We start from the raw sequence: 16,331 nt of genomic DNA, 5'->3' as shown, positions 1-16,331 counted from the left end.
CTTTCCATGCCGCACACCGCTGCTACCCGTTACCTCACCGCACTTGCCGAGCAAGGCATCGAGTGGTTCTTCGTCAACGCGGGGACCGACTTCGCGCCGATCGTCGAGGCCTACGCCGACAACAAGGCCGAAGGCGGCCCGACGCTGCCGACGCCCGTCCTGTGCGCCCACGAGAACCTCGCCGGCGGTATGGCCCACGGCGCCGCCCTCGTGACGGGTCGTCCGCAGGCACTCATGCTGCACGTCAACGTCGGTACGGGTAACGCGGTGTGCTCCGTCGCCAACGCCGCCCGTGACCGGGTGCCGTTGCTGGTCACGGCCGGACGTTCGCCGATCCTCGAATTCGGCGCGACCGGCGCGCGGGACCTGCCGATCCATTGGTCGCAGGAGATGTTCGACCAGGCGAGCATGGTGCGCGAATTCGTCAAGTGGGACTACGAATTACGGGATCCGCGTCAGGTGGAGGCCGTTGTCGACCGCGCCTTGAGCGTCGCCTCCGCGCACCCCCGCGGCCCGGTGTACCTGTCGCTTCCCCGTGAGGTACTCGCCGAGGCGGCCGACGAACCGGTGCACGCGCAACCGCCGATGCCCGTGCCGGCCACCCTGCAGCCCGATCCGGCAGCCATCGACGCGCTCGCCGACCGACTGGTCGCAGCCGAATTCCCGGTGATCGTGGCGGCGGCGGCCGGCGCCGAAACCGAGTCCGTCGCCGTGCTCGCCGACCTCAGCACGCGGTTCGCGGTCGGCGTCGCCGACCCGTGGGCACGCTATCTGAACATCCCCTTCGACCATCCGCACCGCATCGGGGCCGACGTGGCAACTGTGCTCGAGCGGGCCGACGTGGTGGTATTCCTCGAGTGCGACGTGCCGTGGATTCAGGCCCGTACGGCGCCGGCCGCGAACTGCTTCATCACCCAGGTCGGCGTCGACCCGCTGTTCACCAGCTACCCGATGCGATCGCACCGTTCGGACCTCACCATCAGTGCCACGCCGACCGCGTTCCTGGCCCGGTTGGCCGAGGCTCTGGAGGTCCGGGCCGAGCGCATCGATCAGGCCCGCGCCGAGCAGATCCGTACCCTCGCCACAGCGAATCGTGCTGCAGCGGAAGGACTTCGGCAGACCGAACTCGCCCGTGACGACGATGACGTGATCAGCACGGCGGCCATCTCCGCGGTGCTGGGGGATCTGCTCGACGACGACGACATCGTGTTCAACGAGTACGTGTCGTATCCCGACCTGCTCGGCCGGACGAAGCCCGGCACCTACTACTTCCTGCCCGCCTCGGGTGGTCTCGGCTGGGGACTGCCGGCCGCGCTCGGCGCCAAATACGCCGCGCGGGACCGTACCGTGGTCGCCACGCTCGGCGACGGCGCCTACATGTTCGCCAACCCGGCGGCCTGCCACCACGCGGCGGCGAAACACGAACTGCCGGTGCTGACGATCATCGCCAACAACAGCAACTGGACCGCCGTCGACTCGGCGACCTACCTCGTCTATCCCGACGGCACCGCCGCTACCACCGGCGAGGACCGCTTCTCGAACCTCGCCCCCTCACCGGATCTGGCGGCGTACTGCATCGCGTCGGGCGGCCACGGTGCGACGGTGCACCGCCGCAGCGAACTCGAGGGCGCGATCAAGGAGGCGCTGCGAGTCGTGCGCGACGAGGGACGTCAGGCACTGCTCGACATCCGCTGCAAATGACCGCGTCCCCACCCTTGCCGACCGTTCACCTGATGGAGATCTGATGCGTTACAACCACGCCGAGCTGTTCGCCGGTGTCGCCGCGGCGGCACCGGAGCGCGACTGCATCGTGTTCCGGGATCGGCGGCTCACCTACCGCGAGGTGGCGGGTCGGGTCAACCGGCTGGCCAATCTTCTTCTGGCGCACGGGATTACTGTGCATCGCTCGCGTTCCGAGCTGCAGCCGTGGGAGTCGGGTCAGGATCATGTCGCGTTGTACCTGCTCAACGGCAACGAGTACCTGGAGGGGATGCTCGGTGCGGCGGCCGCTCGCGCGGCATCACTGAACGTCAACTATCGCTACGTCGAAGCCGAGCTGACCTATCTGCTCGACGACTCCGCGCCGCGCGCGATCATCTACCACGCCCGCTTCGCGCCGACTCTCGGAGCGGTTCTCGGCTCGCTGCGTAATCCGCCGGCGCTCCTGCTCCAGGTCGCCGACGAATCCGGCAACGCGTTGCTCCCCGGAGCTCTCGACTACGAGATCGCTCTGGCTGCCTCGAGTGCCGAGACGCCCGGGGCGGCGCCGGACCCCGACGACCTCTACATGGTCTACACCGGCGGCACGACCGGAATGCCCAAGGGAACGTTGTGGTCGCAGGCCGCCATCCTCGAAAGTGCTTTGGCCGCTTTCCTTCCCGAGGGGTTCTTCGAGGTGGCCTCGCTCGCGGAGGGCGTCGATCTGGCCGTCGCGAGCGATCGGCGAGTCGTGCTGCCGTTGCCGCCGCTGATGCACGCCGCGGCGCAATGGATCGCGCTGGCCGGGCTGCTCAGCGGAGGTGCTGTGGTGTTCCCCGATGTGGTCGACCGGCTCGACCCCGCTTCGGTGTGGAAGGTGATCGACGGCGAGGGCGTGCAATTGATGAACCTCGTCGGGAATTCGTTCGCGACTCCCTTGTGCGACGAGTTCGAGCGCGGCGGCTACCACGGGCGGTCGCTGCAGCTGGTCGGCACCGGCGGCGCGGTGGCGAGCGCATCGGTCAAGGACCGCATCCTGCGGCTGCTGCCGCATGTCGCCATCGCGGATGTGGCAGGCTCCTCGGAGACCGGTTCCCAGTTGTCGAACCTGAGTACCAGTGCGGCGCCGGCGGTTTCGGGCGTATTCACACCCGCGGCCGGCACCTGCGTGGTGGACGAGGACCATCGCCGGATTCTCGCACCGGGCGATCCGGAGACAGGATGGTTGGGCCGATACGGCGCCATCCCGTTCGGATACCTCGGCGACCGCGCGAAAACCGAACGCACATTCCCCGTCGTCGAGGGCCGGCGCGTGGCGCTGCCCGGCGATCGGGCGCGACACCTGGCCGACGGCAGTATCGAGCTGCTGGGCCGCGACTCGGTGACCATCAACTCCGGCGGCGAAAAGATCTTCGCCGAGGAGGTCGAAGAGGCGCTGATCGTCCACCCCGCGGTCGCCGACGTCATCGTCGTGGGCCGGCCGAGCGAGCGGTGGGGCAACGAGGTCGTCGCGGTCGTGCAGCTGCGTCCCGGATTCGAACCGACCGACGAGGAACTGCTGGCCGACGCCGCGACGCGGCTCGCTCGCTACAAGTTGCCGAAAGCCGTCGTCCGCGTGAGCTCGGTGGTCCGCAGCCCGGCGGGCAAGGTCGACTACCGATGGGCCGGCGAGATCGCCGCGCAGGACGCGTCCGCACAGAAGGAACTGATCAAATGACTCTCACCACCGAATCGATCGTCGACGTCGCCCCCGAGGAATTGCAGCGTCTGCTCGACGCCCAGCGGGCCGCGCAAGCTCTCGATCCGATCCCTGACGCCGCGACTCGGCGCGACCGTATCGACCGCCTCGTCGCCGCGGTCCTGGAACACCGGGACGAACTCGCCGAGGCCCTGAACGCCGATTTCGGCAACCGTCCGGCGACCACCTCGATGGAGGTCGACATCCTCGGCGGCCTGCCGGAGATCGCCGACACCCGGGAGCAGCTCGAGGCGTGGATGGCTCCCACCGACGTGCCCGCGGCGATGGGCGGCGTCATTCCCGCTTTCGTGCAGAACCGCCCGAAAGGCGTTGTGGGAGTTATCGGTCCGTGGAATTTCCCGCTCGTTCTCGTTTTCGTGCCGGCCGTCGAGGCGCTGGCGGCCGGTAACCGGGTGATGATCAAGTTCTCCGATATGACCCCGCGCACCGGTGCGGTCTTCGCCCGTGCGGTGGCGTCGCGGATGAGCCCGGAGGAGGTCACGGTCGTCAACGGCGGGCTGAAGACCGCGGCCGCGTTCTCCGAGCTGCGTTTCGATCACCTCTTCTTCACCGGCTCACCGAAGGTCGGGCGCCTCGTCGCCACGGCCGCGGGCAGGAATCTGGTGCCGGTGACGCTCGAGCTCGGCGGCAAGAACCCGGCGATCGTCGCACCCGATGCGGATGTCGCCGACGCGGCCGGCCGGATCGCGGCCGCGCGGCTGTTCAACAACGGCCAGGTGTGCCTGTCGCCGGACTACGCCTTCGTGCCCGAAGCGAGCCGGGACGCGTTCGTCGCGGCCTACCGCCAGGCGGTCCTGACCCACTTCCCGACCTTCGCCGACAACCCCGACGTCGTGTCGATCGTCAACGACGCGAACTACGCCCGCGTCACCGGGCTCGTGGCGGACGCGAAAGCCAAGGGCGCCACCGAGATCGTGATCGTGCCGGAAGCGGAGCGGGACCGGGTGCCCGACCCGGACACTCGCCGGCTCCCCCCGACGCTGCTGCTCGACACCACCCCCGACGCGGAGATCAACAACGAGGAGATCTTCGGCCCGGTGCTGGTGGTGCACACCTACTCCGACGTCGACGAGGCCATCGCCTACGTCGCGGCCGGTGAACATCCGCTGTCGGCCTATTGGTACGGCGGTGACACCGACGATTTCCGCCGGTTCCTGGTGCGAACCACGTCGGGTGGGGTGTCGCGCAACGACTTCGGTCTGGCGTACAGCAATCCCGCGGTGCCGTTCGGCGGTGTCGGGATGAGCGGTTCGGGCGCCTACCACGGCAAGGCCGGCTTCGACACGTTCTCCCACCAGCGACCCGTCGCCTCCCACGATCTGCCGAGCGGGTTGGCCGGCACGCTCGTCCCGCCGCTGACACCGGAGCGTGTGGAGGCCGTCGCCGCCGCTGCCGCCGCCGCGGCAGCCGAGGTCATCGCCCGGCTGCGTGGTTCCGAGGGGCAGGGCTGATCGTGAGCGAATTCGACACCATCCGCTACGAGCGGCCGGCCGACAAGGTCGCCCGGATCGTCCTCGATCGCCCCGAGGCGAGGAATGCGCAGAGCATGCGCATGCTGTACGAGCTCAACGACGCGTTCGACCGTGCGGCACAGGATGATTCGATCAGCGTGATCGTCCTCGCCGCGAACGGCCCGCACTTCTCCGCCGGCCACGACCTGCGCGAAACCGACGCACTGCAGGTGGTCACCGATCACCGCCGCGTCGGTACCTGGTGCGGATTCGGTTGCGCCGGAGCGGAATCGCAGATGGCGGTCGAGAAGGAGATGTATCTCGGACTGTCGGAGCGGTGGCGCAACCTGCCGAAGCCGACCATCGCGGCGGTACAGGGGAAGGTGATCGCCGGTGGCCTCATGCTCGTGTGGCCCTGCGATCTGATCGTCGCCGCCGACGACGCGCTGTTCCAGGACAACACGGTATCGATGGGTGTTTCCGGCGCCGAATTCTTCAACCACCCGTTCGAGGTCGGTGTGCGCAAGGCCAAGGAAATGTTGTTCACCTCCGATTTCCTCACCGCGGCCGAGGTACATCGGCTCGGCATGGTCAATCACGTCGTGCCGCTCGACGAGCTGGAAGCGTTCACGCTGCAGCTGGCGACGCGCATCGCCGAAAAGCCGCTCTTCGCTTTGAAACTCGCGAAGGAGGCCGTGAACGTCGCCCAGGACAACCAGGGCCGGGCCACTGCGATGCAGACGTCGTTCGCCTACCACCAGCTGTGTCACAGCCACAACCAACAGGTGCACGGCATGCTGATCGATCCGGGATTCATGGAACGGACGTTCACGGCGAAGACCGGGACGGGGGCGTGAACGATGCGCCGATGATCCGCGGGCGCCCGAGCGCCCCGAACGCTGCCCTCGACTGACTCCCAGTCGTCCCCCCAGTGCTGAAGAAGGCCAAGATGACCAGCGTCGTGCTCATCGATGCAGGCCGGTCAGCAGTCATCCCGGATGATCCAGACCTGCCCGAAACGCCCACAGGGCTCACCGAGGACGTGATCGCGGCTCTGCTGCGAAGAACCTGCCTCGACCGATCCGAAATCGCGGAGTTGTTCCTCTCCGACCCCCGCTGCCTGTCGACGGGCTGCACCGCCGACCAGGTCGGCTGGGTCTTCGACACGCCACCCCTCGGCCTGCGGACCACGGTCGGCACGACCAGCGCGACGAGTCTGGCGCAGGCGGTGCGGGCGATCGAGCGAGATCCGGAAGTCGTCGCCGTCGTCGCGGCTGCCGACTTCGGAACCGGTTCGTGGAACGGGGACGGCGGCGCCGAACTCCAGCGGCGACGGCATACCGCACGTGTCGTCGCCGCCTGGTGGGAGATCACCCCGGACGAGATGGCGGACTGGGCGCGCTCGTCGTACACCCGCGCCGCCGAGTGCGCCGCGGCCGGCGACTTCGCAGCCGAAATCGTTTCGACCACGCCCGGATACGTCGACGACTGCTTCCGTAAGCCGGACGCGATCGACTCCTTCAGCGGCAGGGCGCGCGAAGGAGCCGGTAAGGCGCACGGCTTCGTCGACGAGGAAGCGATCATCACAGCCCGCTGCGCCCGCGGTGCGAGCGCGATCATCCTCACCAGTGAGGCGAACGCGGTCGGACTGGGTCTGCGATTCCGCGCCCGTGTCCGGATCACGCCACCCGTCCCTGCGTCCACCGAGTTCGGCATCGCGCCGCTCGGCACACGCGCGATGAACGAACTGCTCGCGCCCTGCGGCTTCGATGCCGACGGTCTCGACCAACTCGAGGTGCCGGAACAGTGTGCCGTGACGCCGCCGGCCTGGATCAAGGAAACGGGAATCAGTGAGTACCTGGTGAATCCGCGCGGCGGTGACCTCGCCTTCGGCCACCTCCCGCGGTCCGGTCAGCTGCGATCGCTGGTCACGATGCTGAATTCGCTCGAGGACACCGGCGGCCGTGCCGGTGCGCTGGTCGCTGCCGATGCCCACCGAACCACCGCTGTCCTGCTCACCCTCGCCGACTCGATCGCACCGAAGGGGTGGAAGGACACCGTCTCTCCGGCTCCGCCGGCCACCGTGAAAAAGGAGAAAATATGAAGGCCGCTCTGTTCTTCGGCAAGGAAGACATTCGTGTCGAAGAGATTCCGGACCCCGGCCGCCCCGGCCCCGGCCAGGTGAAACTACGCAACGCCTACTCCGGCATTTGCGGCTCCGACCTGCATTTCTATTACTACCCCGAGGCATTGCCCTGGGATGTGCATCAGGCGCATCCCCTGACGGGAGCCACGTTGCCCCAGGTGCTCGGCCACGAATTCTCCGGGACCGTCGTCGACATCGGTGCGGGCGTCACGGATGTGAAGATCGGCGACCGCGCCGCGGTATTTCCGCTCGCGGTGTCCTGTGGTGAGTGCGTGGCGTGCCGGCGCGGCCTGCCGTTCTCGTGCCGGATGATGGCCTCGGTCGGTGCGAGTGCGCCCGGCGGTGGCCTGTCGGAATTCACCACGGTCGACGCGTCGGCGCTGCACCTGCTGCCCGACAACGTCGACCTGCGGATGGGCGCACTCGTCGAGCCGATGTCGGTCGGCTGGCACGCTGTCGCGCGGACCGGCGTCGACAGCGGAGGTACTGCTCTCATCGCGGGAGCCGGGCCGATCGGCATCGGGGCATGGTTCGCGTTCAAGGCGCGCGGCGTCGAGAAGGTGCTCGTGTCCGAGCCGAGCGCGGACCGCCGCGCGATCATCACCGCGCTGGGTGCCACCGTCGTGGACCCGGTGAACGAGGATCTGGCCGCCGCCGTCGCCGAATTCACCGGAGGCGCCGGGGTCGACGTCGCCGTGGAGGCTGCTGGAGCCGGGCCCGCGATCACCGCGGCGCTGGCGAGTCTGGCACCCGGCGGCCGTGTCGTGGTGGTCTCCCTGCACGAGCATCCGATGGAATTCAATCCGACTCTCCTCATGATGGGCGAGACCGAGATCGTCGGTGCCGTCGGCTACAAGCCCGAGGAGTTCGATGCCGTTATCGCCGCGATGGCCAACGGCATCTACGACACCACCGGATGGGTCGAGGAGATTCCACTGACCGGCGTTGTCGATGCGATTCACGCGCTGCGCAACGGAACCGGCGCGAAGGTTCTCATCCGCTCGAATTGATTGCGGAGCAACACAACGCCGAGTGCGTTTCACGAAAGGATCGATGACATGGCTGAATTGACCAAGAAGGAAATGGAAGAAATCCTGCTTGCCCACGAGATCGCGGAGCTGGAGCAGGATGTCGAGGCCACCATGGCGACGTTGGCGCCCAACCCGCACTACGAACTCGCGTTCGTCGGGTTGGCGGTCGACGGCGAAGACGCTGTGCGCGAAACGTATCGGCGCATCCTGGGAGGCAACGAGGGCCGCGATGTCGCCGCCGAGCGGCGCGTCCACGGAATCGCCACCAACACGTTGCTGCGTGAGGCACACATGACGTACACCACGCGGCAAGGGGAACGGGTCAACGGCCTGTACCTGGTGGTGATGTCGTTCGACCCCGAAGCCAAGTTGATCTCCGGGGAGCGGATGTACACCGATCCGGTCTTCGGGGAGATGATGATCGAACAGCTCGGCCCCGACTTCGAGAGCCTGCCCGGGGTCACGCGAATTCGGGACAGCGCGCCGACCATCGCCAAGCACGACGCCTTCCAAGTGGCCGCTTCGCGCGGACTGACCATCAACGCACCCAAGTAGGTCCCCGCGACGCGTGCGGTGTTCGGGCCCGTGATGCCGCCGGCGGCGCGCGCCGGCGGCATCGGCCGAATTCACTCGATTGCACTTCTCGACGAAAGCGATTGACATTTCCCATGACTGAAAACGGACCCTCGGTGTGAGTAACGAGGCGTATATCTACGAGGCGATTCGCACACCGCGAGGCAAGAACAAGGGCGGTTCCCTGCACGGGACCAAGCCGATCGATCTGGTGGTCGGGCTGCTCGACGAACTCCTGGCGCGCCACCCCGGTCTCGATCCCGCCGCGATCAACGACATCATCCTGGGCGTGGTCTCGCCGATCGGGGACCAGGGCGGCAATATCGCCCGCGCCGCCGCGATGGGTGCGGGCTTGCCCGACACGGTCGCTGGCGTCCAGCTCAACCGGTTCTGCTCATCCGGTCTCGAAGCGGTCAATCAGGCTGCGGCGCGGGTGCGTTCGGGCTGGGAGAACCTGATCATCGCCGGCGGTGTGGAGTCGATGTCGCGGGTGCCGATGGGCTCCGACGGTGGCCCGATGTTCAACGACCCGGTGCTGACCTACGACAGCTACACCGCGCCGCAGGGCATCGGCGCGGACCTGATCGCGACCATCGAGGGGTTCTCGCGAGAGGATGTCGACCGTTTCGCGGTACGGTCGCAGGACCGGGCCGAGGCCGCGTGGTCGGGCGGATACTTCGCGAAATCCGTTGTGCCCGTGAAGGATATCAACGGGATCACGATCCTCGACCACGACGAGCACCGCCGGCCAGGCAGCACCGTCGAGTCGCTCGGCAAGCTCCGGCCGGCCTTCGCGGGCCTGGGTGATGTGGGTGGTTTCGACGCGGTGGCGCTGCAGAAGTACCACTGGGTCGAGAAGATCGACCACGTGCACACCGGCGGGAACTCCTCCGGCATCGTCGACGGCGCCGCACTGGTGCTGATCGGCAACGAACAGGTCGGTAAGGACCTCGGACTCACCCCGCGTGCCCGCATCACGGCCGCCGCGATCACCGGGTCGGATCCGACGATCATGCTGACCGGTCCCACTCCGGCCACCCGCAAGGTCCTCGATCTCGCCGGTCTGACCACCGACGACATCGATCTCTTCGAGCTCAACGAGGCCTTCGCCTCGGTTGTCATGAAGTGGATGAAGGACCTGAAGCTGCCCGACGAGAAGGTCAACGTCAACGGCGGCGCGATCGCGATGGGGCACCCGCTCGGAGCCACCGGCGCGATGATCCTCGGCACCATGGTCGACGAGCTGGAGCGGCGACAGGCCCGGCGCGCACTGGTGTCGTTGTGCGTGGGCGGCGGCATGGGTATCGCGACGATCATCGAACGGGTGTGAGGGAAATGACCGACACGATTCGCTGGGACCAGGACGCCGACGGCATCGTCGTCCTGACTCTGGACGATCCGAACCAGTCCGCCAACACGATGAACTCCGACTTCCAGGAGTCGTTCGCGAAGGTCGTGGAAAGGCTTGTGGCCGCGAAGGATTCGATCACCGGCGTGGTGATCACCTCCGCCAAGAAGACCTTCTTCGCCGGCGGTGATCTCCGGGATCTGATCCGCGCCCGGCCCGAGCACGCCGAGGTCGTCACCCGCAAGAGCGAGGCGACGAAGGCATCCATGCGCCGCCTGGAAACCCTGGGCAAACCGGTGGTGGCGGCGATCAACGGCGCCGCGCTCGGTGGCGGGCTGGAGATCGCGCTCACGACCCATCACCGCATCGCCGCCGATGTGCCGGGTACTGTCGTCGGGCTGCCCGAGGTGACGCTGGGCCTGCTGCCCGGCGCGGGTGGCGTCGTGCGCACCACACGACTGCTCGGAATCCACAGCGCGCTGCACGATGTGCTGTTGCAGGGGCAGCGGTACGAACCATTGCGGGCCAAGGAAATCGGGCTCGTCGACGAGGTGGTGTCGTCGGTGGACGAACTGCTGCCCAAGGCCAAGGAATGGATCAAAGCCCACCCCGACGCCGTGCAGCCGTGGGATGTCCAGGGCTACCGGATGCCCGGTGGTTCACCCTCGGACCCGGAGTTCGCGGCACTGCTGGGCAGCCTGCCGGCGAATCTGCGCAAGCAGTTGAAGGGCGCGCCGATGCCGGCCCCGCGGGCGATTCTGGCCGCTGCGACCGAAGGCGCACAGGTCGATTTCGATACCGCGATCACGATCGAGACCCGCTACTTCGTCAGCGTCGTCACCAGCCAGGTCGCGAAGAACATGACCAAGGCGTATTTCTTCGACCTGCAGCGGATCAACGCGGGCGGCTCCCGGCCCGATGGGTTCGAGAAGTACACCGCGCGCAAGGTCGGCGTGCTCGGCGCCGGGATGATGGGTGCGGCGATCGCGTACGTGTCGGCCATGGCGGGCATCGACGTGGTGCTGAAGGATGTATCGCTGGAGAATGCCGAGAAGGGCAAGGGTTACGCGGTCGAGCTCGAGCAGAAGGCGCTCGCCCGGGGCGCGACCATGCAGGCGGCCTCGGAGGCGCTGCTTTCCCGGATCACGCCGACGGCCGACCCCGCGGACTTCGCGGGCGTCGACTTCGTGATCGAGGCGGTGTTCGAAAGTCCGGAACTCAAGAACAAAGTCTTCGGCGAAATCGAGAACATCGTCGAACCGGACGCGGTGCTCGGCTCCAACACCTCCACGCTGCCGATCACCGAACTGGCCCAGGGCGTGCGGCGGCAGGAAGACTTCATCGGCATCCACTTCTTCTCGCCGGTGGACAAGATGCCGCTCGTGGAGATCATCCGCGGCGCGAAGACCTCCGATGCGACACTGGCGAAGGTCTTCGACTTCGTGCTGCAGATCCGGAAGACGCCCATCGTCGTCAACGACAGCCGCGGCTTCTTCACCTCGCGCGTGATCAGCACCTTCCTCAACGAGGCCGTGGCCGCGGTCGGGGAGGGCGTCGAGCCGGCGTCGGTCGAGCGGGCCGGTGCGCTGGCGGGCTATCCCGCTCCGCCGCTGCAATTGTGGGACGAGCTGACCCTGACGCTGCCGCGCAAGGTCCGGCAGGAGTCCCGCGCGGCGCTGGAAGCCGCTGGGGGACAGTGGGTCTCGCACAGTTCGGAAGCCGTCATCGACCGGATGCTCGACGAATTCGATCGCCGGGGCCGCTCCACCGGCGGCGGGTTCTACGAATACGTCGACGGCGCACGCACCCGCATCTGGCCGGGGCTTCGCACGGCGTTCCAGAGCGGCAGCAGGCAGATCCCGCTCGAGGATCTGCGCGACCGCATGCTGTTCGCCGAGGCGCTGGAAACGGTCAAATGTTTCGACGAGGGCGTGCTGAACTCCGTGCAGGACGCCAATATCGGCTCGCTGTTCGGGATCGGCTTCCCCGCCTGGACCGGCGGGGTCATTCAGTACATCAACCAGTACGAGGGTGGCTTGGCCGGGTTCGTCGCCCGGGCACGAGAGCTGGCCGAACGCTACGGTGACCACTTCCTGCCGCCGGATTCGTTGGTGGAGAAGGCCGAAAAGGGCGAGATCTACGAGTAGACGCCTGGATACCCCGCAGGCACCACCGGTGTGCCGGGCCCGGCCGCTACCGGCCGGGCCGCGGGGTCTCCATCCCGAATGCGAGGAAACGTGATCATCTCCGGGTTCATCTGGTCCTTCGTCAACAACCGGAGCCGAAGCACCGAGACGCCGGACCAAGTGCCCGCACCGGCGACCGGATGCGGGCCGCGAATTCGTCCGGACGTCGGGCTCCACGAGGCCGCCGGGGGAGCGCGGGCTGTTGCCGATGACCCGCGTAATCCTTTGGGCACGTAGCTATTTCACTGTCGATCGGCACAACCACACGGAGGCACCGCAGGTGGGCCACTACAAGAGCAACGTCCGCGATCTCGAGTTCACTCTGTTCGAGGTCCTGGGTATCGACCGGGTTCTGGACTCGGGAGCGTTCGGTGACCTGGACGCGCCCACGGTGTGCGCGATGCTCGAAGAAGCGGCGCGACTGGCCGAAGGCCCGGTGGCGGAATCGTTCGCCGACGCGGACCGCAACCCGCCGGCCTACGACCCGGCCACACATGCGGTGTCGCTGCCCGCCTCGTTCATTCGGTCGACGCGCGCCTGGCAAGACGCCGGCTGGCACAAGGTCGGCCTGAAAGCGGAAGTCGGCGGCACACCGGCGCCGTCGGTCGTCAAATGGGCGATCTGGGAACTCGTCCTCGGTGCCCAGCCCGCGGCCTTCGTCTACACGAGCGGACCGCAGAACGCGGAGATCCTGCACGACCTCGGTAACCCCACCCAGAAGCGGTGGGCCGAGATCGCGGCCGAGCGCGAGTGGAGCGGAACCATGGTGCTGACCGAGGCCGATGCCGGCTCCGACGTCGGCGCCGCCCGGACCACGGCGATTCCGCAGGCCGACGGCAGCTGGCACCTCGAGGGTGTGAAGCGGTTCATCACCGGCGGTGACTCGAACGTCGCGGAGAACATCCTGCATCTCGTACTGGCCCGTCCGCGGGGTGCTGGACCCGGAACGAAAGGGCTGTCGCTGTTCGTGGTGCCGAAATTCCATTTCGACTCCGCCACAGGTGAACTCGGCTCGCGCAACGGCGTCTTCGTCACCGGCCTGGAGACCAAGATGGGACTCAAGGCCTCGGCGACCTGTGAGCTGACCTTCGGCGGCCACGGCATTCCCGCCGTCGGCTGGCTCGTCGGCGACTCGCACGCCGGCATCACGCAGATGTTCAAGGTCATCGAGTACGCGCGAATGATGGTCGGTACCAAGGCGATTGCCACGTTGTCGACCGGCTACCTCAATGCGCTCGCATATGCGAAGGTCCGTGTCCAAGGCGCCGATATGACGAAGACGGCCGACAAGGACGCGCCTCGGGTGACGATCGTTCACCACCCCGATGTGCGGCGCAGCCTGATGCTGCAGAAGGCCTACGCCGAGGGGCTGCGCGCCTTGTACCTGTACGTCGCCGCGCATCAGGACGCCGAAACCGCCCGGGCCGTCTCGGGCGCCGACGCCGAATTGGCCTTTCGCATCAACCATCTGCTGTTGCCCGTCGTCAAAGGCGTCGGATCCGAACGTGCGTATCAATACCTGAGCGAATCGCTGCAGACATTCGGCGGATCCGGGTTTTTGCAGGACTATCCGGTCGAGCAGTACATCCGCGATACCAGGATCGACTCGATATACGAGGGCACGACAGCCATCCAGGCGCAGGATTTCTTCTTCCGGAAGATCGCCCGTGACGGTGGTGCGACATTCGCGCACATTACAGGCCAGATCTCGAAATTCCTGGCAGACGGTGGCGACCGTTTGACAGTCGAGCGCACTTTACTGGGTGTCGCTCTCGAGGACGTCGAGGCGATGGTCGCGACTCTGAACGGCTATCTTTCCGCCGCGCAGCGGGATCCGGCACAGCTCTACCGCATCGGGCTGGTCTCGGTGCGGTTCCTTCTGGCCGTCGGCGATGTGCTGATCGGCTGGCTGCTGCTGCGCCAAGCCGACATCGCGCTCGCCGCGATCGATGCCCGGGGTAGTACGCCGTTCTACGAGGGAAAAATCGCTGCCGCGTCGTTTTTCGCCAGAAATGTGCTTCCCGAAATCGGTGTGGTACGCAGGGTCGTCGCCGAAATGGATCCGCACATCATGGATCTCGACGAGTCGGCATTGTGAGGGAAATATCGGTCGTCGTACAGATTTGGAATGCGTTCACTTGCGGAACCATTCGACGTGAAATACGCTCGGCGCCATGACAATTCACGAATTTTCCGTCACTACGGCCGACGGTGGACGTCGCTCCCTGGGCACCTACGCGGGCCGGGTGGTGCTCGTTGTCAACGTGGCCAGCAAATGCGGTTTCACGCCCCAGTACGAAGGTCTCGAGGCGCTGTACCAGAAGGGCCGGGATCGAGGACTGGAAATTCTCGGTTTTCCGTGCAACCAATTCGGCGATCAAGAGCCCGGTTCCGACGCCGAGATTCAGGAATTCTGTTCGGCGAACTACGGTGTCACCTTTCCGGTCTTCGGCAAGATCGAGGTCAACGGCCCGAACGCGGACCCACTGTTCACCTACTTGCGTGCGGAGGCGCCGGGTGGCTTCGGGCCCGCCGCGGGTCCTTTGTACGACCACATCAAGGCCACCCGTCCGGAGTCGCTCGGCGCCGATGAGGTGAAGTGGAACTTCACCAAATTCCTCGTCGGCCGCGACGGCACGGTTGTTCGCCGCTTCGAGTCGATGGTGACGCCCGAGCAGATCGAGGCCGAGATCGACGATCTGCTGGACTGACACCTGTTCGCCGAATCCGGTGGCGCTGATGCCCGATGCTCGGGGTGCCGGATGCTCGGGGTGAACGAATGTCGAGCTGACCCGCTTCCGATCGGCTGCCGCAACACCTCGGCGGTGCTGCGGCAGCCCGGCCGACGCGATCAGCGCAGTTGTGCCCGCCCGCGCTCGATCACTGCCTGTGCGTCCGTGGCGACACCGGCGGCCGCGTCGCCGGCCAGCCAGGCCGCTCCGGTCGCGGCCTCGATCGCGGCCTGCGGCGCCGACACATGGTTCTGGATGCGCCGGTAGGAGCCGAGGAGCGTGGCGACCGCGGCCTGGTTGTTGGACGCGATATCGAGGGCGAGCCGCCGCGCCGCCGGAAGTAGCTCGTCGTGCGGTACGACTTCGGTGACCAGTCCGTGCGCGAGCGCGGTGTGGGCATCGATGAAGTTGCCGGACAAACTCATTCGGCGCGCGAACCCGAAACCGACGGCTTCCGGCAGCCGGACGGTCAGCCCCCACAGTGGCATGACGCCGACACGTGCGTGGGTGTCGGCGAAGCGGGCCCTGTCCGAGGCGACGAGTATGTCGCAGGCCAAGGCGAGCTCGAGGCCGCCGGTCACCGTGGCGCCGTTGATCGCACCGATGATCGGCTTACCGATCGGCGTCCACGGGTCTCCGGCCGGAGCGTCACCCGCGCCGCCGCCCCCACCCATGTTGTCCCAGCCACCTTCGGCACCGATCACGCGCAAGTCGACTCCGGCGCAGAAGGCAGGGTCGGCGCCGGTCAGGATGACCACGGAGACGTCGGGATCGGAGTCGGCCGCGGCGATCTGCGCTTGCAGCTCCCTGATCAACTGCGGCGACAACGCGTTTCGCGCTTCGGGTCGATCGAGGGTCAGCGTCAGGACGGAGTCGGCTTTGTCGACGAGGAGCATAGTCGGATAGTAGGCGACGGAAGCGCGGGTGGCTATAGAGCGATCTACTATGCCGGGCTTTCCGGTTGCCGCAGCCCTTCAGCCTTGGGCCACCACGCGGGTCGGGACGAGCCGCAGGACGACACGGTCGCCGCCGGCGGCGGGAAAGGTGTCGGGATCGTGGCCGTAGTGGCGCACGACCCGTTCGAACACGGCCAGGCCGGGATCGGGCTCGGTGGTTGTCGTCGCGCGAATCTCCAGGGTGCGGAACGGGTTTGCGGGGTCGATGATGAACAGGGTTGCCTTCGGGTGCGCGACCACGTTCTTGTACTTCTGGCGATCGGCCGGCACCGAGATGGCGATCGAATTCTCTTCCGCGAGGTACCACAGCGCGGTGACCTGAGGGGTGCCCTCGGCGCCGACGGTGCTCAGCGTCGCGGTGTGCGGGCTGTCGATGAGGTCGCGATGGGTATCGGGGATCGTGTTCATGATTTCCTTCGGGTCGTATTCCCAGCCGACGGGTCGGAGTCTC

Annotated in this window: 13 protein-coding genes; 11 read left to right on the top strand and 2 right to left on the bottom strand. The window is 67.0% G+C overall.

Annotation, left to right across the window (positions count from 1 at the left end; all coding sequences use genetic code 11):
• The first annotated feature begins 6 nt into the window (after window positions 1-6).
• The 11 genes from NA3_RS31525 (at window position 7) to NA3_RS31475 (ending at window position 14,903) form a co-directional block, all read left to right on the top strand.
• Window positions 7-1,701 (top strand): thiamine pyrophosphate-requiring protein, encoded by a 1,695-nt coding sequence (locus NA3_RS31525; RefSeq protein ID WP_062967925.1) that lies wholly within the window; start codon window positions 7-9, stop codon window positions 1,699-1,701.
• A gap of 43 nt (window positions 1,702-1,744) precedes the next feature.
• The gene (locus NA3_RS31520) at window positions 1,745-3,415 is read left to right on the top strand and encodes an AMP-binding protein (RefSeq protein WP_062967923.1); all 1,671 of its coding nucleotides are present in this window, start codon (window positions 1,745-1,747) and stop codon (window positions 3,413-3,415) included.
• Window positions 3,412-4,908: an aldehyde dehydrogenase family protein gene (locus tag NA3_RS31515; RefSeq protein ID WP_062967921.1), complete on the top strand. Its 1,497-nt coding sequence runs from the start codon at window positions 3,412-3,414 to the stop codon at window positions 4,906-4,908. The genes NA3_RS31520 and NA3_RS31515 overlap by 4 nt, the downstream gene beginning before the upstream one ends.
• Before the next feature lie 2 nt (window positions 4,909-4,910).
• Window positions 4,911-5,765, top strand: coding sequence for an enoyl-CoA hydratase (locus tag NA3_RS31510; RefSeq protein ID WP_062967919.1), 855 nt, complete (start codon window positions 4,911-4,913; stop codon window positions 5,763-5,765).
• 92 nt (window positions 5,766-5,857) lie between these two features.
• Window positions 5,858-7,012, top strand: coding sequence for an acetyl-CoA C-acetyltransferase (locus NA3_RS31505; protein ID WP_128145347.1), 1,155 nt, complete (start codon window positions 5,858-5,860; stop codon window positions 7,010-7,012).
• Window positions 7,009-8,064, top strand: a complete 1,056-nt coding sequence (locus tag NA3_RS31500; protein WP_062967916.1) for a 2,3-butanediol dehydrogenase — start codon at window positions 7,009-7,011, stop codon at window positions 8,062-8,064. Before NA3_RS31505 ends, NA3_RS31500 begins: the two co-directional genes overlap by 4 nt.
• Before the next feature lie 48 nt (window positions 8,065-8,112).
• On the top strand, window positions 8,113-8,640 hold the full coding sequence (locus NA3_RS31495) for a hypothetical protein (RefSeq protein ID WP_062967914.1): 528 nt from the start codon (window positions 8,113-8,115) through the stop codon (window positions 8,638-8,640).
• 136 nt (window positions 8,641-8,776) lie between these two features.
• Window positions 8,777-9,988 carry an acetyl-CoA C-acetyltransferase gene (locus NA3_RS31490; protein ID WP_062967912.1) on the top strand — a complete coding sequence of 404 codons (1,212 nt, stop codon included), beginning with the start codon at window positions 8,777-8,779 and terminating at the stop codon, window positions 9,986-9,988.
• Between the two features lie 5 nt (window positions 9,989-9,993).
• The gene (locus NA3_RS31485; protein WP_062967910.1) at window positions 9,994-12,153 is read left to right on the top strand and encodes a 3-hydroxyacyl-CoA dehydrogenase NAD-binding domain-containing protein; all 2,160 of its coding nucleotides are present in this window, start codon (window positions 9,994-9,996) and stop codon (window positions 12,151-12,153) included.
• Between the two features lie 319 nt (window positions 12,154-12,472).
• Window positions 12,473-14,290 carry an acyl-CoA dehydrogenase gene (locus tag NA3_RS31480; protein WP_062967908.1) on the top strand — a complete coding sequence of 606 codons (1,818 nt, stop codon included), beginning with the start codon at window positions 12,473-12,475 and terminating at the stop codon, window positions 14,288-14,290.
• 76 nt (window positions 14,291-14,366) lie between these two features.
• Window positions 14,367-14,903, top strand: coding sequence for a glutathione peroxidase (locus tag NA3_RS31475; RefSeq protein ID WP_062967906.1), 537 nt, complete (start codon window positions 14,367-14,369; stop codon window positions 14,901-14,903).
• Between the two features lie 140 nt (window positions 14,904-15,043).
• Here NA3_RS31475 and NA3_RS31470 read toward each other — a convergent pair whose 3' ends face one another.
• Entirely contained in the window at window positions 15,044-15,820 is a 777-nt protein-coding gene (locus tag NA3_RS31470) for an enoyl-CoA hydratase (protein WP_062967904.1), read from the bottom strand.
• 78 nt (window positions 15,821-15,898) lie between these two features.
• Entirely contained in the window at window positions 15,899-16,288 is a 390-nt protein-coding gene (locus NA3_RS31465; protein ID WP_062968014.1) for a PPOX class F420-dependent oxidoreductase, read from the bottom strand.
• Window positions 16,289-16,331 lie beyond the last annotated feature (43 nt).

Origin of the sequence: Nocardia africana NBRC 100379, from assembly GCF_001612635.1 — a bacterium.
Classification (GTDB): Bacteria; Actinomycetota; Actinomycetes; order Mycobacteriales; family Mycobacteriaceae; genus Nocardia; species Nocardia africana.
The sequence above is the reverse complement of the archived record's forward strand: the minus strand, read 5'-3'. Positions and strand labels throughout refer to the sequence as shown.

Excerpts from the sequence above, each read along its gene's own strand:
- NA3_RS31495 (WP_062967914.1), top strand. The coding sequence starts at position 8,113 with ATGGCTGAATTGACCAAGAAGGAAATGGAAGAAATCCTGCTTGCCCAC.
- NA3_RS31520 (WP_062967923.1), top strand. The coding sequence starts at position 1,745 with ATGCGTTACAACCACGCCGAGCTGTTCGCCGGTGTCGCCGCGGCGGCA.
- NA3_RS31525 (WP_062967925.1), top strand. The coding sequence starts at position 7 with ATGCCGCACACCGCTGCTACCCGTTACCTCACCGCACTTGCCGAGCAA.
- NA3_RS31465 (WP_062968014.1), bottom strand. The coding sequence starts at position 16,288 with ATGAACACGATCCCCGATACCCATCGCGACCTCATCGACAGCCCGCAC.
- NA3_RS31470 (WP_062967904.1), bottom strand. The coding sequence starts at position 15,820 with ATGCTCCTCGTCGACAAAGCCGACTCCGTCCTGACGCTGACCCTCGAT.
- NA3_RS31505 (WP_128145347.1), top strand. The coding sequence starts at position 5,858 with ATGACCAGCGTCGTGCTCATCGATGCAGGCCGGTCAGCAGTCATCCCG.
- NA3_RS31515 (WP_062967921.1), top strand. The coding sequence starts at position 3,412 with ATGACTCTCACCACCGAATCGATCGTCGACGTCGCCCCCGAGGAATTG.
- NA3_RS31485 (WP_062967910.1), top strand. The coding sequence starts at position 9,994 with ATGACCGACACGATTCGCTGGGACCAGGACGCCGACGGCATCGTCGTC.
- NA3_RS31500 (WP_062967916.1), top strand. The coding sequence starts at position 7,009 with ATGAAGGCCGCTCTGTTCTTCGGCAAGGAAGACATTCGTGTCGAAGAG.
- NA3_RS31475 (WP_062967906.1), top strand. The coding sequence starts at position 14,367 with ATGACAATTCACGAATTTTCCGTCACTACGGCCGACGGTGGACGTCGC.